This window comes from Arthrobacter sp. WCS2018Hpa-7 (assembly GCF_031843805.1).
GTDB lineage: Bacteria > Actinomycetota > Actinomycetes > Actinomycetales > Micrococcaceae > Arthrobacter.
The window spans coordinates 1-23,487 of sequence record NZ_JAVTJB010000009.1 but is presented as its reverse complement, the minus strand read 5'-3'; the positions used below and the strand labels follow the sequence as shown (position 1 = coordinate 23,487).

Here is a 23,487-nt window from a genome sequence, read left to right as displayed (position 1 = left end):
GGCAATCGTCAAGACTCTGGTGTGCCGCATTGGCCGCCATTCGCAGACCATCGAAAGAAGTGCACGGCGCGTGTTCAATTCACTCTCTGACCGGTTGACAGCAACCTTCAAGAACCTTCGTGGCAAGGGCCGCCTCACCGAGGCTGATGTTGATGCCACAGTCCGGGAGATCCGCCGCGCCCTGCTGGACGCGGATGTTGCAGTACCCGTGGTCCGTGAATTCACCGGCCGCGTGCGCGAACGTGCCTTGGGCGCCGAGGTTTCGGGTGCGTTGAACCCGAGCCAGCAGATCGTCAAGATCGTCAACGAGGAACTCAAAGAGATCCTCGGTGGCGAGACCCGCCGGATCCGCTTGGCCAAGAACGGCCCCACCATCATCATGCTTGCCGGACTCCAGGGTGCAGGCAAGACCACCCTTGCCGGCAAGCTGTCCAAGTGGCTCAAGGCCCAAGGACACAGCCCCATGCTGGTTGCCTGCGATCTTCAGCGGCCCAACGCCGTCACGCAGCTCCAAGTGGTGGGCCAACGCGCCGGCGTCCCGGTGTTCGCTCCGCACCCTGGTGCCACCTCCGAGCTCGAGCACCCGGCCGGCGACCCCGTAGCCGTCGCGAAGGCCGGCGTTGAGGAAGCGCGCCAGAAGCTCCACGACGTCGTGATCGTTGATACCGCCGGCCGCCTTGGCGTCGACGCCGAGATGATGGACCAGGCCCGCCGGATCCGCCAGGCCATCATCCCCAACGAAGTCCTCTTCGTGATCGACTCCATGATCGGCCAGGACGCCGTCAACACGGCGATGGCATTCGATGAAGGCGTCAACTTCACGGGCATCGTGCTGTCCAAGCTCGACGGCGACGCCCGCGGTGGTGCGGCGTTGTCGGTTGCGTCCGTGACCGGCAAGCCGGTGATGTTCGCCTCCACCGGTGAAGGCCTGGATGACTTCGAGCTCTTCCACCCGGACCGCATGGCTTCGCGCATCCTGGACATGGGTGACGTCCTTACCTTGATCGAACAGGCTGAGAAGGCCTGGGACAAGGACGAAGCTGCCCGGATGGCGAAGAAGTTCGCCGACCAGGAAGACTTCACCCTGGACGACTTCCTCGCCCAGATGCAGCAGATCCGCAACATGGGCTCCATGAAGAAGATGCTCATGATGATGCCGGGTGCACAGAACATCCGTCAGCAGCTGGAGAACTTCGATGAGAAGGAGATCGACCGCGTCGAAGCAATCGTCCGGTCCATGACGCCGCACGAACGCGTCGCTCCGAAGATCATCAACGGCTCACGCCGCGCCCGTATCGCCAAGGGCTCGGGTGTCCATGTGTCCGAGGTCAATGGCCTGCTGGAACGCTTTGCCCAGGCCCAGAAGATGATGAAGAAACTTGCCCAAGGCGGCGGGATGCCGGGGATGCCCGGGATGCCTGGCCTTGGTGGGCCCGGCGGAGGCCGCAAGGGCGGCAAGAATGCGCCCAAGAAGAAGGCCCGTTCAGGCAACCCTGCCAAAGCAGCACAGGAACTGCGGGATGCCGAAGCCAAGCGGGCGAACGCAGCCTCGGCAGCACCGTCGGGTGCCGCTTTCGGCCAGGGCGCGGCAGACTTCGACCCCTCATCCCTCAACCTTCCCAAGGGCTTCGACAAGTTCCTCGGCAAATAGGCCGTGGCTGACATCCCAACCGCGTCGCAGTTGGGATGCCAGGGCCGTGGAATAGGCTGAACCAATGCATAAGCAGCGCGTAGTCTTCCTTCACGGCCTGGGCGGCTTCGGTGCTGCGGCATGGCCGAAACAGCACGGCATGGCCCTCGCTTATGATGCGCTGTTCCTGCGCCGGCACGGCTTTGACGCCGCCGCAGACCCCGTGGAATCGAGCGTTGCTGCGGACGTTGCCATTGTGATCAATGCCCTGGCGGATTCGGGAGGTGGCCACGTCGTTGCGCACGAGCAAGGTGCCATCTCCGCCATGCTTGCTGCCATCGAACGTCCGGACCTGGTGTATTCGCTGAGCTTGGTTGAGCCTGCTTGTTTGTCCCTGACGGCAGAGCTTCCAGCCACAGCTTCCCACCGTGCCCTCATGGCACCGCTGTTCGATGTACGGAGCCAGCTCAACGACGCCGACTATCAACGTGAGTACTACCGCCGGGCGTTTTCTGCCGAAACGGGGGGATTGGATACTCCCGAAGCGCGCCGTTCCGCCCGCAGGCTCAGGCTTCAAGCCCCGCCTTGGGAAGCTCCGCTGCACATCGTACCCGGCGTCCCCACGTTGGTTCTCACCGGTGGGTGGGAACCCCTGTACGAAGAAATCGCCGGCTATCTCCAGGAAACCGGCGCCCTCCGCCGTGTTGCTGCGGGAGGACACCGGCCCCAGGATTCAGTGGACGGCGATCACATCATCCGCTCGTTTGTTGGCGACGTCGGACGGGCCATGTCAGTTCAGGCTTCCTGAGCCGGCCTCAACCGTGCCTGGGCTGCCGGGTACCTGAAGTTCCGGCAAATAGACCTTTCCGCCCGATGCCAGGAATTCCTGGCTCTTTCCGCGCATGCCACTGTACATTTCCGCTATGGCCGTCTGCGCCTCTTCTGATCCGTATTCGTCACGGATGTCCTGGCTGATGCGCATCGAACAGAACTTGGGGCCGCACATGGAACAGAAATGGGCGGTCTTGGCCGGTTCGGCCGGCAGCGTTTCGTCATGGAAGGCTTCCGCTGTCACAGGGTCCAACGAGAGGGCAAACTGGTCCCGCCAACGGAATTCGAACCTGGCCTTTGACAGGGCATCGTCACGCTCATGGGCCCCTGGATGGCCCTTGGCGAGGTCGGCGGCGTGGGCTGCGATCTTGTACGTGATGACACCGGTCTTGACGTCGTCCTTATTGGGAAGACCCAAATGTTCCTTGGGGGTCACGTAGCAGAGCATGGCAGTGCCGTACCTGGCGATCTCGGCGGCGCCGATGGCTGAGGTGATGTGGTCATAGCCAGGAGCGACATCGGTGACCAAGGGCCCCAAGGTGTAGAAGGGGGCTCCTTTGCACAGTTCCTGCTGGCGTTCCACATTTTCCCGCACCAGGTGGAACGGCACGTGGCCAGGTCCTTCCACCATCACCTGCACATCGAACTCCCACGCCCGCTGTGTCAGGTCGGCGAGTGTATCCAACTCGGCGAACTGGGCTGCGTCGTTGGCATCGGCGGTTGCGCCCGGGCGCAGGCCGTCGCCCAGCGAGAAGGCGACGTCGTACTGGGCGAAGATTTCGCAGAGCTCGTCAAAATGCGTGTAGAGGAAGTTTTCCTGATGGTGCGCCAGGCACCAACCCGCCATGATCGACCCGCCACGGGAGACAATTCCCGTGACCCGGTTGGCGGTCAGCGGCACATATCGCAGAAGCACGCCGGCGTGGATGGTCATGTAGTCCACGCCCTGCTCACATTGCTCGATCACAGTGTCCCGGAATATCTCCCATGTCAGCTTGTTCGCCTCGCCGTTGACCTTCTCCAGCGCCTGGTAGATGGGGACCGTCCCGATGGGGACCGGGGAGTTGCGGATGATCCACTCCCGGGTGGTGTGGATATCGTCGCCAGTGGAGAGATCCATGACGGTATCGGCACCCCACTGAGTGGCCCACTGCAGTTTGTCCACCTCCTCCGCGATGGAGCTCGTCACGGCTGAGTTGCCGATGTTGGCGTTGATCTTCACCAGGAATGCCTTGCCGATGATCATCGGCTCTGACTCGGGATGGTTGATGTTGTTGGGAATGATCGCCCGTCCTGCGGCGACTTCGCTGCGGACCAGCTCAACGTCGCAGCCCTCCCGCAACGCGACGAACTGCATCTCCGGAGTCACCGTGCCCTGCTTGGCGTAGTGCATCTGCGTGACGGTTTTACCTTCGACGGCGCGGCGGGGCACCGGTTGAGTGCCCTTCCACTCTGCTGATGCTTCGCCGCGCCGAACCGCAGACTTGCCGTCGTCCAGCAGGTTTCGTTCCCGTCCGCGGTAAGCCACGGTGTCACAGCGGGCTTCGATCCATGAAGAGCGGAAAGGCTCAAGCCCTACAACGGGATCGCTGCCGGGACCCGCCGTGCGGTACACCTGGAACGCCGGGTTTGCTTTGCCGTTGGGGGAGGGCTCCAAAGCGATCTCCGTGACGGGCACCCGGATCCCGTGGTCCGGGTCCTCAAGGTAGGCCAATGAATGGGATTTCAGCGATTGCGTCACGGATTCCGGTGTCTTTGCGCTGGAGTCGGCCCGGTTTTGGGCAGGGCTGTGCTGTGTTTTGGTGGTGCTCAAAGGATCACTCACTTCCTTCGCCGGCATTACCCGGACAGGTTCAACGGTCGCAGACTGCATCAGTCCGATCTCAGCCCCTGCAGGGGCCCCCGTGTGGTCGTAGACGAAGCTACCACAGCTCCCCGGAGGCTCCCAGTCACATGGAGTCCGGGGTTGCAGCAACCTGAACTCCCTTGGACTTGCGGACTAGGCTTTTTCCATGGCCAAGATCATCGAATTCACCGGACCCGTGCTCGTGTCACGGAACGACCAGCGCCATGGGATGTGGTCCGTGGACGGCACCTTGACGTTTGTGCGCCCCACGAAGGCACCGGACTGCGTTCTAGATGGCTGGGTCCTCCCGGGCTTCGTTGATGCCCACTGCCACATCGGTTTGGGAGTGGGCGGCGCTGTTGACGAGCGGACCACCCTTGCCCAAGCCCAGGCTGACCTCGACGCCGGGACTCTGCTGATCCGGGACGCCGGATCACCCAGTGACACCCGTTGGGTCCAGCAACGTTCGGACGTGCCCCGGCTGATCCGGGCCGGAAGGCATATTGCCCGGAGCCGGCGCTACCTCCGCGGTTTGGGGCATGAAATCGAACCGGACCAACTCGTGGAGACCGTTCGGAAGGAAGCCCGGGATGGAGACGGGTGGGTCAAGTTGGTGGGGGACTGGATTGACCGTGGCGTGGGTGACCTCGCTGCCTCCTTCCCCGCGAAAGTCGTCAAGGACGCCATCTCTGCCGCCCACGATGAAGGTGCCAGGGTGACGGCCCACTGCTTTGCCGAAGACACAGTGGACGACATGCTGGATGCCGACATCGACTGCATTGAACACGCGACCGGCCTGCTGCCACGACACATTCCGCGTTTGGTGGAACAGTCCGTGCCGATCGTTCCTACCTTGGTCAATATCGCGACCTTCCCGGACATCGCTGCCCAGGCTGCTCCGAAGTTTCCTGTCTATGCGGACCATATGGTGCGGCTTTGGGAGCGGCGGCGTGAGCGTGTGCTGGAGGCCTTTGAGGCCGGGGTGGCCATCTACACGGGCACAGACGCCGGAAGCGTGATCAAGCACGGCAGGATCGCCGAGGAAATGAAGGAATTGCACGACGCCGGCCTGCCGCCGGCGGCGGTCGTGGACGCCGCGGCGTGGCGTGCCCGGGAGTGGCTGGGAGCCGAAGGCATCAGCGAAGGGGCGAGTGCCGACGTCGTGCTGTGTTCCGAGGATCCCAGGATCCGGCTGGAGACTGTTTCCAACCTCAAGCACATCGTTCTTCGGGGTTCCTTGGTCCATTAGGAATAAATTGAAGCTTCAAGTAATTTAGAGAAGTAGGAACGGTGCTGATGAGCGGCACCTCGAACTCGGGAGCTTCACATGACCACACCACTCAGCCAGGATCTTCTGCCTGCCGAACTGACCATGGGCACTGTCATGCTCAAGGTCGGCGACATGACGGTTATGAGCGACTACTATCAGCGGGCCCTTGGCCTTGACGTCGTGGCCGAGCAGGATGGTGGGCTTTACTTGGGGCGCGTCGGAAAGCCCGTGGTGCACCTTGCTCCGGCCTCAGGGCTCCAGATTCCAGGCCGCGGGGAGGCCGGCCTGTTCCACACGGCCATTCTCTTCCACGATCAGCCTTCACTGGCTGCCACCATCGCCACCGCTGCCGAGTACGAGCCCCGCGCGTTTGCGGGCAGTGCCGACCACCTGGTCAGCGAAGCGTTCTACTTTACCGATCCTGAAGGCAATGGGATTGAGCTCTACTACGACAAGCCGCGTGAACTCTGGCAGTGGGACGGCAAGAATGTGGTGATGGACAATGTTGCCTTGCCTCCGCAGCGATTCCTCCAGCAGCACCTGAGTGAAGCGGCGGTGACCGGACAGCGCGAGGCGGAGGCCGGAATCGGACACGTTCACCTGCAAGTGGGCGACGTCGCAACTGCCCAGCACTTCTACGTGGAAACCCTGGGCTTTGAGCGGACCGCGGGCTGGCATGGCCAGGCGTTGTTCGTTTCCGCCGGCGGCTACCACCACCACATGGCCATGAACGTGTGGAACAGCCGTGGCGCCGGGCCCCGCAAGGACACGCTGGGCCTGGGGGAAGTGCTCATTGAGGTACCCGGCACGGACCACGTCGCGGCGCTGGCGGATCGCCTGAGGATCGCAGGAGTGCAGAACCACCACACCGGCGCCGAACTTCACTTCGAGGATCCGTGGCGGAACAAACTGCGGGTCGCTGTCCGCTAAGCACCGCCACTCCTGCTGCGCCGGCACACACCCGCTGCACTGCCTGCTCCTGCATTAGGCTGGGCATTGACGGCATGGAACCAATCGGGTTTTGTGCCGCCACCCCGTCAGCACGAAGGAATGAGAGTACTTTCCATGGGCTTTGCCGAAATTTTTGTAGCCACCCACGATGAAGCGCTCAAGCGGGCAGCAGCCCTGGATAAGGGCGCGGATGTCACCGGCCCCGCCGTCAGGATTGAGGGCATTACCGATTTCGAAGTGGAGCAGTTGGGTGACCTTGCCGGCCAGGCGGTCCACGCAGCCGGTGCTGACTATGAACTTGCCCTGGTTGATGTCACCAGTGATGCACTTCTGGGTGTCCCGGAAGCCATGGTGCGGGCACTGGCCGAGCTGTTGACTTACGAGAGCGAAGGAGAGGAAAACGTCCTCGATGACGTTGCTGCGGCCTGGGCTGCGCAGGACGACATGCCCTTCGATGCCGCTCAATCCCGCCAGTACGTCCAGCAGTTGGCTGCCTTGGCAACCGATGTTGAAAAGGTGGAACGGTCCGGGCTCTACGTCTGGTCCGAATAGCACCCCGGCCCCTGTTTGCACGCACCTTGCACCCCCCGCGGGTGAGCAACAACACACGGGCCCACGTGGCGTAAGTCGTATTTGCTCCGGGCATCTGGCACAATAGACAGGTACTCGATCGGTGCGGCCCCTCTCTCCGTGCTCGTATCTTGTCCTTCGAACCGTCCAGTATGGCCCGCCCCACGGGTGCAGAACGTCGGGTTCACCTCGTTTCAGAAACAGGAGTGACCACAAAAGTGGCCGTAAAGATTCGCCTTAAGCGCTTCGGTAAGATGCGCGCACCGTACTACCGCATCGTCGTCATGGATGCCCGCGCCAAGCGCGATGGCCGTGCCATTGAAGAAATCGGCAAGTACCACCCCACCGAAGAGCCGTCGTACATCGAGGTCGCTTCCGAGCGCGCCCAGTACTGGCTGTCCGTTGGCGCCCAGCCGACCGAGCAGGTTGCTGCGATCCTCAAGATCACCGGTGACTGGCAGAAGTTCAAGGGCCTCCCGGGCCAGGAAGGCACCCTGAAGACCAAAGCTCCGAAGGAAGCCTTCGTAGCACCGGAGAAGGGTTCCGTCATCATTCCGGAAGCCATCACCAAGAAGGCCAAGAAGGACGAAGCAGAAGCTCCGGCCGAGGCTGAAGCAGAGACCACCGAGGCTGAGTAAGTTGCTGGCAGAAGCGCTCGAGCACTTGGTCCGTGGGATCGTTGACAGCCCTGAGGATGTCAAGGTCAGTGCCAAGAACAACCGCCGCGGGGAATCCCTTGAGGTGCGCGTTCACCAGGAGGACCTCGGACGGGTGATCGGCCGTCAAGGACGCACCGCACGCGCATTGCGCACAGTGGTTGCAGCTTTGGCTGGTGGCGAGCAGGTCAGGGTCGACGTCGTCGACACCGACCGCCGCCGGTAACGCGCTCAGCACTGCTTGTCTTAGGTCCGGCCCCTTCACCGAATATGGTGGAGGGGCCGGATTGCTTTATCCACCATTTCATCACCGTGGCTGCCCGGCGGCGCGGTACACAAGAATTCAGAGGAACCCATGCAGCTCCAGGTGGCCCGGATCGGCAAACCCCATGGCATCCGCGGCGAGGTGACCGTCCAGGTACTCACCGACGCCCCTTCCGAGCGTTTCGTCGCAGGAACCGAGTTCATTGTGGAACCGGCAGCTGCCGGCCCGTTGACCATCCGCAGTGCCCGGTGGAACAAGGACATCCTGCTGTTGGGTTTCGATGAGATCGCCGACCGCAACGAAGCTGAAGTCATCCGTGGTGCGAAGCTCTTCATCGAGACCGAAGAGCTTGACGACGAAGACGACGACGAAGGCTGGTACGAGCACGAACTGGTCGGCCTTGAGGCGCGGGTTGGTTCGCAGGTGGTTGGCAAGGTGGCCGCCCTCAACACCATGCCCGTCCAGGACCTGCTGATGGTCAAGACGGACGACGGCAAGGAAATCCTGGTGCCCTTCGTCGAGGAGATCGTTCCCGAGGTCAATGTTGAGGATGGGTACATCCTGATCACCCCGCCGGCCGGCCTCTTTGAGGTCAACGACGACTCACCTGAGGAGCCCAAGGACGGCGCGGGGGATGAAGCCTGAATGAGGATTGATGTTGTCAGCATCTTCCCGGAGTACCTTGCACCGTTGGAGCTCTCGCTCATAGGGAAAGCCCGCCAGGACGGTCTGCTGGAACTCAACGTCCACGACTTGCGCGCGTTCACCACGGACAAGCACCGGACCGTGGATGATACCCCGTATGGTGGCGGCGCCGGGATGGTGATGAAGCCGGAACCGTGGGCACAGGCCCTCGAATCAGTGGCCGGTGCTCGCGAAGGGTCCAAGCCGGTACTCATCGTTCCGTCTCCGGCGGGGGAGCGTTTCAATCAGGCCCTCGCCTATGAGTTCGCCGAGGAGGAGCAGCTGGTCTTCGCCTGTGGGCGCTATGAAGGCATTGACGAACGCGTCATCGACTGGGCGCAGGACCACTTCACTGTCCGGCCTGTCAGCCTTGGTGATTACGTGCTCAACGGCGGCGAAGTTGCCGTGCTGGCCATGGTCGAAGCCATTGGCCGGCTCCTTCCCGGCGTGGTGGGAAACCCTGAGTCCCTGGTGGAAGAGTCCCATTCGGACGGCCTCCTGGAGTACCCCGTCTACACCAAGCCGTCCTCGTGGCGCGACCATGACGTCCCTGCTGTCCTGCTGAGCGGCAACCACGGAAAGATCGCCCAATGGCGACGCCACGAGCAATTCCGGCGGACCGCAGAGCGCCGTCCGGACCTTCTGGAAACGTTCGACGCCGGTGCCCTGAGCCGCGCTGACCGCAACGCCCTCGCTGACCTCGGGTACGACTTCGTTGACGGGCGCTTGCGTCCCCGGTCCGGTGGCGACGCCGCAATCTGAGGTCCGCCGCCGCCGTCGAACGTTCAATAGTCCTGACAGTTGGCCCGATGGCAGCGCATATGGCAGAATTAACCCTTGTGTCTACTGGGCTGACACCTGCCACAGGGGGAGTTCAGCCAACAGTCGGACAACCCGGCCGCGCCAATCAGTGGCGGAGCCGGACACTAAGAAACTTCGGCGGAGATTTCCGGTGGCCTTTCGTGCCCCGGGCTTGTCTGCCGTAACCCAAAGTGAATGACCTGTGGCGTTCACCAGGAGTGGATTAATGCATATCCTCGATAGCGTAGATGCAGCCTCGCTGCGTAACGATGTTCCTGAGTTCCGCGCGGGTGACACCCTCAAGGTTCACGTCAACATCATCGAAGGCAAGAACTCCCGTGTCCAGGTTTTCCAGGGCTTCGTCCTGGGCCGCCAGGGTGACGGCGTTCGCGAAACCTTCACTGTGCGCAAGGTTTCCTTCGGTGTCGGCGTAGAGCGTACCTTCCCGGTACACTCCCCGATCATCGACAAGATCGAGGTCGTCACCAAGGGTGACGTCCGCCGCGCCAAGCTTTACTACATGCGCGCACTGCGCGGTAAGGCTGCGAAGATCAAGGAAAAGCGCGACTTCGCCAAGTAAGTCCTGCGACTTATGTAACGGGTCCAGGATTCGTGCCCGGTTGTTCCGGAGCAATCCGCAACGCAACAGGGATACGAGTCATGGACACATCAGAACGCCAGCCCCGGAAACAGGGCTGGCGTTTTGTTTTCCTGGCACTGGTCCTCGCTGTAGCCATCAGCGGACTGGTCCGGTCTCTGTGGCTTGACGTTTATTACATCCCGTCCGAATCCATGGAACCCCTCCTCGGGGCAGGGGACAGGATCCTGGTGTCACGGACAGCCTTTAATTCCGAGCCGATCCGCCGCGGTGACATCGTGGTCTTCGACGGCCGCGGCTCATTCGCTCCGCTGAGCAGCGGGCAAGGCCCTTTTGTTGACGCAGTCTCGGCCGCAAGCCAATGGTTTGGACTCACCGGCAGCGACACCACCTACGTCAAGCGGGTCATCGGCGTTGCAGGGGATCGTGTCCAGTGCTGCGATTCCAGCGGCCACCTCACAGTCAACGGCCAGCCGTTTGAGGAACCCTATGTGTATCCAGGGGATGAACCCAGCAAGCAGAAATTCGATGTCACAGTACCGGAGGGCCGTCTGTGGTTGATGGGTGACCACCGCTCCCGGTCTGCCGACTCCCGTGGACTGCTGGGTGCGCCGGGCGGCGGTATGGTTCCTGTGGAACGCGTGATCGGACGACCGGTCCAGATTATCTGGCCACTTGATAGATTTGCAGAAATGCCTCGCTCTACGCGGGCCGAAACATCGAAGAACGGACAGTAGATGCCGGACAAAGCTCCAGAGAATCCCGAGCGGTACGACGACGACGCCCGGGTCTCGGACGGAACGGCACCTGCCGCCGGGGTGGCTGATTCGCGCCATCCTGACGCCAGTGCTTCCGGCAACGCAGCTTCTGCCGGCGACAACGGCAATCCCGCGGCCCGTGACTCCACAGGCGGCGCCCACGCAGTGGAGAAGCCCCGCAAGAACCCTGTCCTGGTCTGGGTCAAAGAGATCGTGACCGTGGTGGCCATCGCGCTGGTGCTGTCCTTCCTGCTCAAGACTTTCCTTTTCCGGGCGTTCTACATTCCGTCGGAATCCATGGAAAGCACCCTTGACGTCAACGACCGCATCTTCATCAACCTGCTGGTTCCTGAACCTTTCGCCCTGCAACGTGGCGATGTCGTGGTGTTCAAAGACTCACAGAACTGGCTGACGCCGGTCGTAAAAGAGCCGGCCGGCCCAATGGACTGGGTGGGGGACGCACTGGAGTTTGTGGGTCTGGCTGCCGACGACAATGAGCAGCACCTCGTCAAGCGTGTCATCGGGCTTCCCGGGGACCGGGTTTCCTGCTGCGATGCCCAGGGCCGTGTCAGTATTAATGGTGTGCCGTTGGATGAGACGTACATCAACCCTGCCGAGATACCGCAGCCGAATGCCTTTGACATTGTTGTTCCGGAGGGCAAGGTGTGGGTGATGGGCGATAACCGCAATCATTCCGCGGACTCACGGGCTCACCAGGAGAGCAACGGCGGGTTCATCAACATCGAAGACATTGAGGGCAGGGCCACTGTCATAGCCTGGCCCGTGAATCGCTGGACCTACCTCGACAACTTTCCGGACGTCTTCCGCGATGTCCCCGAAAGCACCCCGGCAAAGTAATGGCAACCACGGCTGCCGGCTCCAAGGGCACGACGCAGGTCAAGGTCCCAACCAAGACCAATAAAAAGGCCAAGCCCACCACCAAGGCGAAGAGCCCTGTGGGTTTCCCCACCCTTGAGGTGGAGCGCTCCTTCCTGTCGCCCGGCGTGCGGTTGTTGGCCGGCGTGGATGAGGTAGGCCGGGGCGCCCTGGCCGGACCGGTCAGTGTAGGGATTGCCGTGGTCAACCTTCAGGATCATGGCTTGTTGGCCGATGTCCGCGACAGTAAACTCCTCAAGCCCGAGGACCGTGACAGGCTGGAACCCTTGGTCCGCGAATGGGCTGTTGCCTCCGCTGTAGGGCACGCGTCGTCCAGGGAAATTGATGACATTGGCATTATTGCCGCCTTGCGCCTGGCAGGGACGCGTGCGTGGCTGGAGATCCTGGCCGGCGGGATTACGCCTGACATCGTCCTCCTGGATGGCAGCCACAATTGGCTCTCCCCGGAGATTCAGGCTTCCCTCTTTGACGAGCCCGCTCTGGGACCATGGTGCGAGGCTCCCGTACATACCCGTGTCAAAGCAGACATGAGCTGCCTCAGCGTTGCCGCCGCCAGCGTCCTGGCAAAGGTGTCGCGTGACCGCATCATGGTTGACCTCCACTCCGAGGTCCCTGCCTACGGGTGGAATGAGAACAAGGGATATGCCACGTCCGCCCACAGGGACGTGATCCGGCTTCAGGGGCCCAGCGCTTACCACCGGACCAGCTGGAACTTGACGGGGCCTGAAGCCGTCTGACGGCACCCTGCACAGAGTCGCGGCTCTGCAGCGGCCTCGTTGGCGCGGTCTGTGTGGCGCGTCCTGTGTGGCGCGTGCCGCCCGGCAGATAGTGCAAGATGGAACTATGAGCGCCGAGGACCTTGAGAACTATGAAACCGACATGGAGCTGCAGCTCTACCGCGAATACAGGGATGTTGTCGGTCTTTTCAGCTACGTCGTGGAAACTGAACGGCGGTTCTACCTGGCCAACCATGTGGATCTGCAGGCACGCAGCGCGGACGGTGAAGTGTACTTCGACCTGACCCTGCAGGATGCCTGGGTGTGGGATGTTTACCGTTCAGCGCGTTTCGTGAAGAACGTCCGCGTCATCACGTTCAAGGACGTCAACGTCGAAGAACTGCCGCGCAGTGAAGACCTGGCCTTGCCCAAGGATGGCGGGCTCGGAGACTTGGGCGATCTCGGAAACTAGCCTTTGACTCTTCCTCCACAGCAGTGATCCCGGAGGGTTTACCCACATAGCTTCGTGAGCCACTGCCGCCCACCGCCCCCGGCCGGAAAGCTGGTAAGCGGAGGTGATGGTCATGAGAGCAAAAGACCTGCTGGGCCGTAGCGGCGAGGCCCTGGCGGCCGGTTTCCTGGAAAACCAGGGGATGCGGATCGTCGATCGGAATTGGCGATGCGCAGACGGTGAAATCGACATCGTCGCGATCGACGGAGACACCCTGGTGGTGGCTGAAGTCAAAACCCGCCGAAGTCTGGACTACGGTCATCCTTTTGAAGCTGTGGGGACTGCCAAGTTGGCCCGTCTCCACCGATTGGCTTCATCGTGGTGCCGGGAACACGAACTGAAGGCACCACGCAGGCGAGTGGACGTCGTGTCGGTCATTGACGACGGCGTGGGCGAGCCCGAGCTTGACCACCTACGGGGTGTGGGCTGAATGGGGGTGGGGCGCAGCTACTGCGTTGCCTTGGTGGGCCTCAACGGCTACATCGTGGAGGTTGAAGCCGATATAGGCCAGACGCTTCCGAACTTCGTCATTCTGGGTCTGCCGGACGCCGCGCTGAACGAAGCCAAGGAGCGAATCCGATCGGCTGCCCAAAACTCCGGGATACCCCTGAGCCGGCGAAAGATCACGGCCAACCTGATACCGGCGTCCCTCCCAAAACGGGGCTCCGGCTTTGACCTGGCGATCACCATGGCGGTTCTCTGCGCCGCAAACGACGTCCGTTCCATCGGCGGGACTGTCTTCATCGCGGAACTGGGTTTGGACGGCCGGTTGCGGCCGGTCCGGGGCATCCTGCCGGCGGTGATGGCGGCCGTTCAGGCCGGCTATCCCGACGTCGTCGTAGCGGACTCAAACGCCGTGGAGGCTTCGTTGGTCCCGGGGGCGAACGTCCGCGGGTACAGGACGCTCGCAAGGCTTGCGTTCGACTTCGGGGCCGACCCCAAGGAACTGGCCCTCGACTACGATCCCGGCGACGGCTGCGTCCCCGACGACGACGGCTACCATGCCGTGGCACCGGACCTCTGTGATGTGTCTGGCCAGGGCGAGGCGCGCCGGGCGCTTGAAGTCGCTGCCGCAGGCGGCCACCATATGCTCCTGACCGGGCCGCCGGGAGCTGGAAAGACCATGCTGGCTGAGCGTCTGCCGGGACTGCTCCCGGATCTGGCAGACAACGCCGCGATGGAGGTAACGGCCATCCATTCGCTGGCCGCCGTTCAGTCATCTGCTGTGCGGTTGATCCGCAGGCCGCCGTTCGAGAATCCGCATCACAGTGCCACAGCCGCGGCCATCATTGGCGGTGGATCCGGACTTCCCCGGCCGGGTGCTGCCTCCCGGGCGCACCGCGGCGTCTTGTTCCTGGACGAAGCTCCGGAGTATGAGCGCCGGGTGCTCGATGCGCTCCGGCAACCGCTGGAAAGCGGGGAGCTGGTGATTCACCGCTCGGCAGGAACCGCGGCGTACCCAGCTCGTTTCCAACTCATCCTTGCTGCCAACCCTTGCCCGTGCGGTAAGGCGTCCGGCAAGGGAATGGACTGCACCTGCACTGCCATGATGCGTCGGCGGTACTTCGGGAGGATGTCGGGCCCACTGTTGGACCGGGTGGACATCCAGCTTCAGGTTGAACGGGTGTCCTTGGCGGATTTTGGTCAAGCAGGAAAGGAAGAAGACTCAGGCGCTGTAGCAGCCCGGGTGTTGGCGGCAAGGGAAGCCCAGTTGGAACGATTGCGGACACTGGGGCTTGAAACGAACTCCCAAGTTCCAGGACGCACCTTGCGAGGCGAGCTGCGGCTGTCGTCGGGGACCACCCGAATCCTGGACGCCGCTTTGGAACGCGGCACGTTGACTGCCCGCGGTTACGATCGCGTCCTCCGGCTGGCGTGGACGCTTGCAGACCTTGGACACAGCGGGACACCGGACGTTGATCACATCGGCCAAGCACTCGGACTGCGGCAAGCAGCGGGTACGACATGACAGACATCGAAACGAAGGGAACCAAGCAAGTGGCCGCAGCGGGGATGCAGGACAAGGAACGGATTGCGCGGGCAGCACTTGCCCGGCTCATGGAGCCACAGGACTCTGTTGGGCTCGCCTTGGTACGTGCTCTCGGGGCGGTCGACGCCTTGGGTGTGGCTACCGGAGAACTGGCGACAGGTCCCACCGTGGAGCAGGAGATTTCCGCCCTGATTGCCGAAGCCGGGGGACCGTCCACGTGGGTGGGACTCCCCGCCACTCTCCGGCGATGGGCGCCACGCGTCAATGACCTTGCCCCGGACCGTGACCTGGAAACCATGCGTCGGCTGGGTGGGCGCTTGATCATTCCCGGGGACGAGTTGTGGCCAAAGCAACTGGAGGACCTTGGACTTCAAGAACCGCTATGCCTGTGGTGGCGGGGCCAGGAGCAGCCGCTGCCGACCCTGGATCGAACCATTGCCTTGGTGGGGTCCAGGGACAGCACGAGTTACGGCGCGTCCGTTACGGGCGACTTCGCGTATGGCTTGGCGCAGCGTGGCTATACGGTGATCTCCGGGGGCGCCTACGGCATTGATGCCCATGCGCACCGTGGCGCGCTCAGCGGCGGGGGAGCCGGTCTGCCCACCATTGCCGTGATGGCCGGCGGCGTTGACCGCTTCTATCCCTCCGGCAACGAGGACTTGCTCCGGGCTGTTGCCACCCAGGGGGCTGTCGTCTCGGAGGTACCGCCCGGGTCAGCCCCTACCCGGTACCGGTTCCTGCAGAGGAACAGGATCATTGCCGCCCTGGCGTCCGTCACCGTCGTGGTGGAGGCCCGTTGGCGCTCCGGTGCTCTCAATACTGCTCATCATGCAGAATCGATCGGCAGGGTTGTGGCGACCGTTCCGGGGTCCATTCACAGCGCCAACTCGGCAGGTTGCCACCGCCTGCTGCGGGACGGCGGAGCTGTGTGTGTCACCGACGTGGGTGAGATCGCCGAGTTGGCCGGAGCAATTGGAGAGTCCAACAGTGAGGAAAAGACAGCCGACGCGTCAGTGCACGATGGCTTGTCGTTGGAAGATCTCATTCTCCTGGATGCCCTGCCCCTCCGATCCACCAGTTCAGTGGAGAAGCTGGCGGTCGTGGCGGGCCTGAGCCCGGATGCTGTGCGTGCAGGCCTCGGTCGGCTGGGGCTCATGGGATTGGCCAGCCAGGAGCGAGGCACCTGGAAACGGGCCAAAAACACCTGACCATCATCGGAAGACATGTTGATCCCTTCCGTTGGTACTGGATGCTGGCACAGTGGAAGTGTGAACGCACAATCACTGCCATCATCGATGCACAGCGCACTGGCCGGCTTTCGCCGATACCTGGAAGGTGAACGGGCGAGGTCGGCGCACACTGTGCGTGCTTATCTTGCTGATGTGGAGAGCCTTCTCGGTTTTGCCGTGCAGGAGGGTATCGACGACCTCGGACAGCTGGAGTTGGGTTCCCTGCGTCGCTGGCTTGGTGCGCAGAGTGAATCGGGCATGGCCAGGTCTACCCTGGCCCGACGGGCTGCCACGGCCAGGTCCTTCACCGCCTGGGCCCTGAGAGAAGAACTCATTGCCACAGATCCGGCGATCCGCCTGCAGGCACCCAAACGGGACAAATCTTTGCCAGGCGTCCTCCAGCAGCAGCAGGTAGCCCGGATGGTGGACGACCTGAACACGGCCGCCGCAGAAGGAGGCCCCATGGCTGTTCGCAACCGGGCCATGGTGGAACTCCTTTACGCCACCGGAGTTCGTGTTGGCGAACTCGCCGGCCTGGATATTGATGACCTCGACCCAGACCGGCGGACGCTCCGGGTCCTGGGCAAGGGAAACAAAGAGCGAACTGTGCCGTACGGGGTTCCAGCAGCTGTGGCAGTCGATGACTGGCTTCGTCGGGGACGTCCTGCGGTGGTCACCTCCAGCAGCGGGCCGGCGCTCTTTTTGGGTGTGCGCGGCAACCGGGTTGATCCACGCCAGATCCGGGCCGTGGTCAGCGAACTGCTGCAAGCCCTGGGCGACACGGCGGCCACGGGACCTCATGCCCTCAGGCACAGCGCGGCTACCCACCTTTTGGAAGGGGGAGCCGACCTGCGTGCCGTCCAGGAGATCCTTGGCCACAGCAGCCTGGCAACCACCCAGATTTATACCCATGTGTCCGTTGACCGGCTCAGGAAGAGTTATCAGCAGGCACACCCCAGGGCATGAGCAGGACCGCTCATGTGCCGCACTGGCGGAAACCGGCGCCGTACGGCAAAATAAGAGCACCACGGGGAAACCTTCAATTCACAGTTGAGGGTTACCTCTGTGCCAAGATCGTCAGTAGTACTTCACACAACTGAATAGCCTGTCAGGGACCGCAAATATTTTTCATGGCATCCGGCAGCAACAGCAAAACATCCAGGCAGAGGTCGTTGGGGAAGACGTACCTACAGCTATGGAGGATGGAATGTCTGTTGCAACAACCCGCGGTGTCCTGTTTGTGCACTCGGCCCCTACGGCACTTTGCCCACACGTTGAGTGGGCCATTGGATCGGTCGTGGACAAGCGGACCGATCTTGAGTGGACCCCTCAGCCGGCTGCGCCTGGAATGTTCCGGGCGGAGTTGTCGTGGACCGGAACGCCCGGTACGGGGGCGCAGTTGGCGTCGGCACTTCGGGGCTGGGCCCACTTGCGTTATGAAGTTACCGAAGAACCGAGCCAGGGAGTGGACGGCGCCCGTTGGTCCCACACCCCGGAGCTCGGGATCTTCCATGCCGTCACAGACGTCCATGGCAACATCATGGTCACCGAGGACCGCATCCGCTATGCCTATGAATCAGGTGCCGGCGACCCTTCAGCTGTCTACCACGAGTTGTCCCTGGCGCTGGGTGAGGCGTGGGACGAGGAACTCGAGCCCTTCCGGCATGCAGCGGAGGGCGCTCCGGTCCGCTGGTTGCACCAGGTCGGTTAGCAGGGCAACCAAGACGGCTGACCGCAAAGAGTCCGCCGGCCGCAACCAACAAAAAGTGTCTCCCATAGCAATGAGAAGGGCCCCATCTGGTGGTGGGGCCCTTCTCACGTTCCACTCAAGTTTGGATTCAAGGGTGTGCTCTGACGCGGTCAGACGTTCCTGACCGCTATGACGGCATTGTGTCCGCCGAAGCCGAAGGAGTTGCTCAACGCCACGATGTCGCCGCTGGGAAGATCCCGGACGGATGTCACGACGTCGAGGGGGATCTCGGGATCCTGGTTTTCGAGGTTGATGGTCACCGGTGCCTTGCGCTCGTAGACCGCCAGCACGGTCAGTACGGCTTCAACGGCGCCTGACGCGCCCAGGAGGTGGCCCATCTGCGACTTGGTGGCTGAGACCGCCACGTTGTCTACGTGAGTCCCCAGAGCAGCACGCAGCGCCGTGTATTCGGGCTTGTCACCAACAGGAGTCGAGGTGGCATGGGCGTTGACGTGGACAACGTCCTCGGCCTGGATGCGGCCATCGAACATTGCGGCCTTCAGTGCGCGGGTAGCACCAAGTCCTTCGGGGTCCGGCGCGGTGATGTGGTAAGCATCCGCCGTGACGGACGTTCCGGCCAATTCGGCATAGATACGGGCGCCACGGGCAATGGCGTGTTCCTCGGCCTCGAGGACCAGTGCGCCGGCACCTTCACCCATGACGAAGCCGTCGCGGTCGATGTCGTACGGGCGGGAGGCACGCTCCGGCTCGTCGTTGCGGCGGGACAATGCCTGCATGGAGGAGAACGCGGCCAACGGCATCGGGTGGATGGCAGCTTCAGCGCCACCGCACACTACGACGTCCGCTTTGCCGGAACGGATCAAGTCCAGACCGAGGTGGAGGGCTTCTGTGCCGGACGCGCAGGCCGAAACCGGGGTGTGCGCTCCGGCGCGGGCGCCCAGATCAAGGCTGACTGCTGCGGCCACACCGTTGGGCATGAGCATGGGAACGGTCATGGGCAGAACCCGGCGCGGGCCCTTGTCCCGGAGCGTGTCCCAAGCATCCAGGAGGGTCCAGACGCCGCCGATGCCGGTTGCAAAGGCTACGGCGAGGCGGTCGTGGTCGATCTCTTCGATACCGGAGTCGGACCAGGCCTCACGTGCGGCGATGACACCAAACTGCGTGGATGGGTCCATGCGCTTGGCCTCGACGCGGCTCAGAACCTCAAGTGCCGGCGTCGAGCACCGGGCAGCAAAGTGGACGGGGAGGTCGTATTTGGCCACCCACTCGTCTTCGAGCGTGCGGGCGCCGGAGACCCCTTTCAGCGCGTTCTGCCACATTGTGGGTACGTCGCCGCCGATGGGAGTGGTGGCCCCCAGACCGGTTATGACTACTTTGCGTGCCATGCGATCACTCTCTGTCGGATCAGCCGTCCCTCCTGCAGCTTTCACAAGGGGAGGCAAAAAAATCTTTGGGTGGTATTGCGGCTGTGCCGGGCGCAAGGATGACAATCCCGGCCCGGCACAGCTGGTGTCAGGACTAGGCCTGTGCGTTGGCGATGAAGCTGACGGCGTCGCCGACGGTCTTGAGGTTCTTGACCTCTTCGTCCGGGATGCGAACGCCGAACTTCTCTTCAGCGTTGACAACGATGGTCATCATGGAGATGGAGTCGATGTCCAGGTCCTCCGTGAAGGACTTGTCGAGCTCTACGGCTTCGGTGGCGAGGCCGGTCTCTTCGTTGACGATTTCAGCCAGGCCGGCCAGGATTTCTTCGTTGCTAGCCATTGTTGGCTCCTTTTCTTGTTGTACCGGCTACTGCCGGAAAGGGGGCAAACCGCGGTTTGCGATTTGGGTTTGTAAGTCGTATTCAGTTGGCTTGTGGTAGCCGGGACGAGCCCCGGCTAAGGCAGGACCACTACCTGGGCGCCGAAGACCAGTCCGGCGCCGAACCCGATCTGCAGGGCCAGGCCGCCGCTCAGCTCAGGGTTTTCTTGGAGCAAGCGGTGCGTTGCCAGCGGGATCGACGCCGCGGACGTATTGCCCGCTTGGGCGATGTCGCGGCCGATGACAACGGATTCGGGAAGCTTGAGCTTCTTGACCATCTCGTCGATGATCCGCATGTTTGCCTGGTGCGGGACGAAGGCAGCGAGGTCGCTTGCTTCAATGCCGGCGGCATCCAAGGCCTGCTGGGCAACCTTGGCCATTTCCCAGACGGCCCAGCGGAACACGGTCTGACCGTCCTGGCGCAGGGTGGGCCAAACATCCTGGGTTGCCGAAAGAATGGCGGGATCGTCGATTTCATCGGAGTGCCGGGCTGACTCGCCCAACTTCTTGACGTCCTCGAGGGAGTGGGTCATGCCGATGGCGTCCCACTTGCTGCCGTCTGAGCCCCAGACGGAGGGGCCGATGCCGGGAGTGTCGGACGGGCCAACCACCACAGCACCTGCGCCATCGCCGAGGAGGAACGAGATGGTGCGTTCGTGGTTGTCGATGACATCGGAGAGCTTCTCCGCGCCAACGACCAGGACGTATTGGGCTGCGCCGGAACGGACCAGGGCATCGGCCTGGGCCACGCCATAGCAGTACCCGGCACAGGCGGCCGAAATATCGAAGGCCGGTGCCGGCGTCGCGCCCAAACGTTCGGTGAGTGCAGCAGCAGCCGAAGGCGTGGCGTAAGGGTGCGTCACGGTGGACACGATCACGGCGCCCAGTTGGGACGCTTCGATGCCGGCTTGCTGCAGCGCTTCGCGTGCGGCGCCTTCGGCCATGTCGATGACGCTGACGTCAGCAGCAGCACGGTGGCGGGTGATGATGCCTGTGCGCTGGCGGATCCATTCGTCGGAGGAGTCGATCCACTGGCAGACGTCCTCGTTGGTGACAATGACATCGGGGCGGTAGGCGCCGATGCCGAGGATGCGTGCATTCTCGTTGACAACAGCTTTGTTCAACACGGGAGTGCTCATGCCTGTCCCTCCAATTCTGCGAAGAGCGCGAGAGCCGCGGACAGGTCATCCGGGGTTTTGACAGCAACAGTTTTGACGCCGGGCATGCCGCGCTTGGCGAGTCCGGCGAGGGTGCCGGCAGGGGCCAGTTCGATCACGCCGGTGACACCACGGCCCACGAGGGTTTCCATGCATTTGTCCCAGCGGACGGGACGGGAAACCTGGGCGATCAGGCTGTCGACGGCGGCAGCTCCGGCAGTGACTTCCTTGCCGTCGTAGTTGGACAGCAGGGGAACGGCCGGGTTCTGCGGTGAAAGCGAGGGTTTGAGGGACTCAAGAGCGCTGACGGCCGGAGCCATATGGGAGGTGTGGAATGCTCCTGCAACCTTGAGCGGGATCACGCGTGCCTTGGCCGGCGGGTTCTCTGCCAGGGCCTTGAGTTGGTCGAAGGTGCCTGCTGCGACCGTCTGTCCGGCACCGTTGACGTTCGCGGGCGTGGCGCCGGCGGCTTCGATGGCTGCGAGTACCTCAGCGGGATCGCCGCCCACCACGGCACTCATGCCGGTGGGGGTGACAGCAGCCGCGGCGGCCATGCTGTTGGCGCGTTCCCGCACGAAGTTCATGGCTTCAGTTTCCGTGAGGACACCGGCCAAGGCAGAAGCCGTGATCTCGCCTACGGAGTGGCCTGCGAGGATCACAGGGAGCGTGCTGAGTTCGACGTCGAACAACGACGTGGCAGCTACGAGTCCCGCCGCGACAATCAGCGGCTGGGCCACCGCAGTGTCCTTGATGGTTTCTTCATCCGAGGTGGTGCCGTGGGCCTTGAGGTCAATGCCTGCGATCTCGCTCAGGTTGGCCAGTTGGCCTTCGACGGAGGGGAGTTCCAGCCAAGGGGCCAAAAATCCGGGGGTCTGGGAGCCCTGTCCAGGGCAGACGATTGCAAGCACGTATCCAGCTTTCCAAATTGCCACGTGATCCACTGGTGTTTTGGTACACCAAGCTCACTGGGTCAGTTTGTAGGAAGTCTACAACGGTTCAGTTCTGTGAACGCGACGTATGACGTTCGGGAGCGGCTTTCGGTTGGGCTGAAAGCCGGCCTACCACCAGGGCGGTTTGGAGTACGAAAGCTTCCCTTGGGAGGAGCGGATCCCAGCCCGTGACGTCGCAGACACGCTTCAAACGGTAGCGCACTGTGTTGGCATGGACGAACAGTTCGCGTGCTGTGGCTTCCAAGGAATGCCCCAGCTCGAGATAGGTTCCCAGGGTCTCCACCAAGCCGTTGGAGGCGGCGAGCAGCGGCCGGTAAATGTTCTTGATCAAGGACCTGCGGGCCGCGTCATCACCGGAGACAACGCGCTCTGGAAGGAGGTCGTCGGCGGCAACTGGTCGTGGGGCGGACGGCCACGCACGGGCGGCAGTGAGCCCAGCGAATGCTGCCTGGGCCGAGCTGCTGGCCTCCAACAACGACCCGGCCTCGGGACCATAGACCACAGCCCCCGGCGCAAAAAGCTCACTGAGTTTGAGGTAGGCGGTGTCACGGTCCTGGACACCGCCAAGGATCAGGATGAGCCGGTCACCCTGGATTCCCACCAGGGCGTCCTCGGCGAAACGCCCGGCAGTCCGGCGAAGTTCGCTGACATAGCTGGCGCTTGGTTCCGAGGGCGAATTGCCCACCATCACCGTGAAGCGCTCCTGGGCTTTCCACCCAAGGGCTGCGATCCTGGATCGCAAAGCATCGGTATTCTCACCTCGAAGGATGGCATCCACAATCAGTGCTTCCAGGCGGGTATCCCAGGAGCCGCGGGACTCGGCGGCCCGGGCGTAGACGTCCGCAGCAGCAAAGGCCACTTCGCGCGAATACCGGAGGACGGCTTCGCGAAGTGAGGGCTGGTCCGATTCCGGCGCGATCACCGGAACCTGGTCCTCCACCACCTCCACGACGATGCGGATCAGCTGCAGGGCTTTTTGCAGGCTGATGGATCGGGTCAGTTCTGTGGGGGCGTTGCCGAACACGTCCGTGAGGATCCACGACGGCGAGCTGGGCCGTTCGTACCAGGTCACGAACGCCGCAATGCCGTTCTGTGCCACGAGCCCCAGCGCCGAGCGCTCATCGGAGCTCAAACGGCTGTACCAGGGCAGCGACTTCTCAAGTTGGCGCATGGTGCTGGTGGACAGTTGGCCCACGTTGGCGCGGAGTTGACGCAGAGTTTCGGCCTTTTCAGGCGACAATGCCTGGTTTGCTGCCTTGCGCTTGGTGGTGGTTTTGCTTGGCTCTGCCATGGAATGAGCATACGGCCCATCCCGGGCAAGCTCCATTTGTGAGAAGGCTACAACTTGCGTTGTTGCTGGTCACATGCGCGGGAGTCGTCTTCCCACACGGTTAAACCACGACGGCGGCCGCCACCTTTCGGTGGAAGCCGCCGTTTCGTTGGGTGCTGGAGTAGCCCTTGGTGCCGGACTGCGTCCGAGGGTTTTCCTGCGGTTGTTAGGCGTCGCCGCCTGCTCCGCCGGTGGTGCCGGCGTTGACATCCAGGAGCCGGTACTTCTCGATGGCCTTCTCCAAGGCACCTTCTTCAACTTCTCCCTTGGCGGCAAGGAGCTGGAGGGTTTTGGCGACGATGGAGTGGGTGTCGTTTTTGAAGTAGCGGCGTG

At 62.8% G+C, this 23,487-nt stretch carries 25 protein-coding genes and 1 riboswitch; of the genes, 19 read left to right on the top strand and 6 right to left on the bottom strand.

The annotated features are described in order from the left end of the window. Nucleotides 1-70: 70 nt before the first annotated feature. On the top strand, nucleotides 71-1,651 hold the full coding sequence (ffh, locus tag RQH14_RS11675) for a signal recognition particle protein (RefSeq protein ID WP_311213403.1): 1,581 nt from the start codon (nucleotides 71-73) through the stop codon (nucleotides 1,649-1,651). Nucleotides 1,652-1,715: 64 nt separating this feature from the next. Next, nucleotides 1,716-2,438, top strand: coding sequence for an alpha/beta hydrolase (locus tag RQH14_RS11670; protein WP_311213402.1), 723 nt, complete (start codon nucleotides 1,716-1,718; stop codon nucleotides 2,436-2,438). On the opposite strand, the gene thiC is transcribed toward RQH14_RS11670, so the two are convergent. Then, nucleotides 2,421-4,274 (bottom strand): phosphomethylpyrimidine synthase ThiC, encoded by a 1,854-nt coding sequence (thiC, locus tag RQH14_RS11665; RefSeq protein WP_311213401.1) that lies wholly within the window; start codon nucleotides 4,272-4,274, stop codon nucleotides 2,421-2,423. The genes RQH14_RS11670 and thiC overlap by 18 nt on opposite strands. Continuing rightward, nucleotides 4,270-4,377: riboswitch (TPP riboswitch) on the bottom strand. It overlaps the preceding gene by 5 nt. A gap of 96 nt (nucleotides 4,378-4,473) precedes the next feature. On the opposite strand from thiC, the gene RQH14_RS11660 reads away from it, so the two are divergent. The 17 genes from RQH14_RS11660 to RQH14_RS11580 all read left to right on the top strand — a co-directional run bounded on the left by RQH14_RS11660 (nucleotide 4,474) and on the right by RQH14_RS11580 (nucleotide 17,914). Then, nucleotides 4,474-5,556 (top strand): amidohydrolase family protein, encoded by a 1,083-nt coding sequence (locus tag RQH14_RS11660; protein WP_311213400.1) that lies wholly within the window; start codon nucleotides 4,474-4,476, stop codon nucleotides 5,554-5,556. A 78-nt stretch (nucleotides 5,557-5,634) separates the two neighbouring features. Beyond that, complete coding sequence (locus tag RQH14_RS11655) at nucleotides 5,635-6,507, top strand: VOC family protein (protein WP_311213399.1); 873 nt, start codon at nucleotides 5,635-5,637, stop codon at nucleotides 6,505-6,507. Nucleotides 6,508-6,627: 120 nt separating this feature from the next. Then, complete coding sequence (locus tag RQH14_RS11650) at nucleotides 6,628-7,080, top strand: hypothetical protein (protein ID WP_311213398.1); 453 nt, start codon at nucleotides 6,628-6,630, stop codon at nucleotides 7,078-7,080. Nucleotides 7,081-7,316: 236 nt separating this feature from the next. Then, complete coding sequence (gene rpsP / locus RQH14_RS11645) at nucleotides 7,317-7,736, top strand: 30S ribosomal protein S16 (RefSeq protein WP_017199647.1); 420 nt, start codon at nucleotides 7,317-7,319, stop codon at nucleotides 7,734-7,736. A gap of 1 nt (nucleotide 7,737) precedes the next feature. Continuing rightward, complete coding sequence (locus tag RQH14_RS11640; RefSeq protein WP_011775119.1) at nucleotides 7,738-7,980, top strand: RNA-binding protein; 243 nt, start codon at nucleotides 7,738-7,740, stop codon at nucleotides 7,978-7,980. A 129-nt stretch (nucleotides 7,981-8,109) separates the two neighbouring features. Beyond that, nucleotides 8,110-8,664, top strand: a complete 555-nt coding sequence (gene rimM / locus RQH14_RS11635; protein ID WP_311213397.1) for a ribosome maturation factor RimM — start codon at nucleotides 8,110-8,112, stop codon at nucleotides 8,662-8,664. Continuing rightward, entirely contained in the window at nucleotides 8,665-9,465 is an 801-nt protein-coding gene (gene trmD / locus RQH14_RS11630) for a tRNA (guanosine(37)-N1)-methyltransferase TrmD (RefSeq protein WP_311213396.1), read from the top strand. It abuts the gene before it with no gap. A 265-nt stretch (nucleotides 9,466-9,730) separates the two neighbouring features. Next, nucleotides 9,731-10,084, top strand: coding sequence for a 50S ribosomal protein L19 (rplS, locus tag RQH14_RS11625; RefSeq protein WP_014922079.1), 354 nt, complete (start codon nucleotides 9,731-9,733; stop codon nucleotides 10,082-10,084). Between the two features lie 80 nt (nucleotides 10,085-10,164). Next, nucleotides 10,165-10,839, top strand: coding sequence for a signal peptidase I (lepB, locus tag RQH14_RS11620; RefSeq protein ID WP_311213395.1), 675 nt, complete (start codon nucleotides 10,165-10,167; stop codon nucleotides 10,837-10,839). Then, nucleotides 10,840-11,718 (top strand): signal peptidase I, encoded by an 879-nt coding sequence (gene lepB / locus RQH14_RS11615; RefSeq protein ID WP_311213394.1) that lies wholly within the window; start codon nucleotides 10,840-10,842, stop codon nucleotides 11,716-11,718. Beyond that, nucleotides 11,718-12,494, top strand: coding sequence for a ribonuclease HII (locus RQH14_RS11610; protein ID WP_311213393.1), 777 nt, complete (start codon nucleotides 11,718-11,720; stop codon nucleotides 12,492-12,494). The genes lepB (RQH14_RS11615) and RQH14_RS11610 overlap by 1 nt, the downstream gene beginning before the upstream one ends. Before the next feature lie 106 nt (nucleotides 12,495-12,600). Further along, the gene (locus RQH14_RS11605; protein ID WP_018776202.1) at nucleotides 12,601-12,945 is read left to right on the top strand and encodes a DUF2469 domain-containing protein; all 345 of its coding nucleotides are present in this window, start codon (nucleotides 12,601-12,603) and stop codon (nucleotides 12,943-12,945) included. Nucleotides 12,946-13,048: 103 nt separating this feature from the next. Next, nucleotides 13,049-13,414 (top strand): YraN family protein, encoded by a 366-nt coding sequence (locus RQH14_RS11600; RefSeq protein WP_311213392.1) that lies wholly within the window; start codon nucleotides 13,049-13,051, stop codon nucleotides 13,412-13,414. After that, a complete protein-coding gene (locus RQH14_RS11595) occupies nucleotides 13,415-14,953 on the top strand; it encodes a YifB family Mg chelatase-like AAA ATPase (protein ID WP_311213391.1) in 1,539 nt (512 codons plus the stop codon). Further along, nucleotides 14,950-16,182, top strand: coding sequence for a DNA-processing protein DprA (gene dprA, locus RQH14_RS11590; RefSeq protein WP_311213390.1), 1,233 nt, complete (start codon nucleotides 14,950-14,952; stop codon nucleotides 16,180-16,182). Before RQH14_RS11595 ends, dprA begins: the two co-directional genes overlap by 4 nt. 87 nt (nucleotides 16,183-16,269) lie before the next feature. Beyond that, nucleotides 16,270-17,169, top strand: a complete 900-nt coding sequence (locus RQH14_RS11585; RefSeq protein ID WP_311213502.1) for a tyrosine recombinase XerC — start codon at nucleotides 16,270-16,272, stop codon at nucleotides 17,167-17,169. A 241-nt stretch (nucleotides 17,170-17,410) separates the two neighbouring features. Beyond that, a complete protein-coding gene (locus RQH14_RS11580; protein ID WP_026005636.1) occupies nucleotides 17,411-17,914 on the top strand; it encodes a DUF3145 domain-containing protein in 504 nt (167 codons plus the stop codon). A gap of 149 nt (nucleotides 17,915-18,063) precedes the next feature. Here RQH14_RS11580 and RQH14_RS11575 read toward each other — a convergent pair whose 3' ends face one another. The 5 genes from RQH14_RS11575 to RQH14_RS11555 all read right to left on the bottom strand — a co-directional run bounded on the left by RQH14_RS11575 (nucleotide 18,064) and on the right by RQH14_RS11555 (nucleotide 23,115). After that, complete coding sequence (locus RQH14_RS11575; protein ID WP_311213389.1) at nucleotides 18,064-19,299, bottom strand: beta-ketoacyl-[acyl-carrier-protein] synthase II; 1,236 nt, start codon at nucleotides 19,297-19,299, stop codon at nucleotides 18,064-18,066. A 133-nt stretch (nucleotides 19,300-19,432) separates the two neighbouring features. After that, entirely contained in the window at nucleotides 19,433-19,678 is a 246-nt protein-coding gene (locus tag RQH14_RS11570) for an acyl carrier protein (RefSeq protein ID WP_011692310.1), read from the bottom strand. A gap of 116 nt (nucleotides 19,679-19,794) precedes the next feature. After that, the gene (locus tag RQH14_RS11565) at nucleotides 19,795-20,856 is read right to left on the bottom strand and encodes a beta-ketoacyl-ACP synthase III (RefSeq protein ID WP_311213388.1); all 1,062 of its coding nucleotides are present in this window, start codon (nucleotides 20,854-20,856) and stop codon (nucleotides 19,795-19,797) included. Beyond that, nucleotides 20,853-21,782: an ACP S-malonyltransferase gene (locus RQH14_RS11560; RefSeq protein WP_311213387.1), complete on the bottom strand. Its 930-nt coding sequence runs from the start codon at nucleotides 21,780-21,782 to the stop codon at nucleotides 20,853-20,855. Before RQH14_RS11560 ends, RQH14_RS11565 begins: the two co-directional genes overlap by 4 nt. Nucleotides 21,783-21,870: 88 nt before the next feature. Beyond that, entirely contained in the window at nucleotides 21,871-23,115 is a 1,245-nt protein-coding gene (locus tag RQH14_RS11555; RefSeq protein WP_311213386.1) for a helix-turn-helix domain-containing protein, read from the bottom strand. Nucleotides 23,116-23,487: the final 372 nt, after the last annotated feature.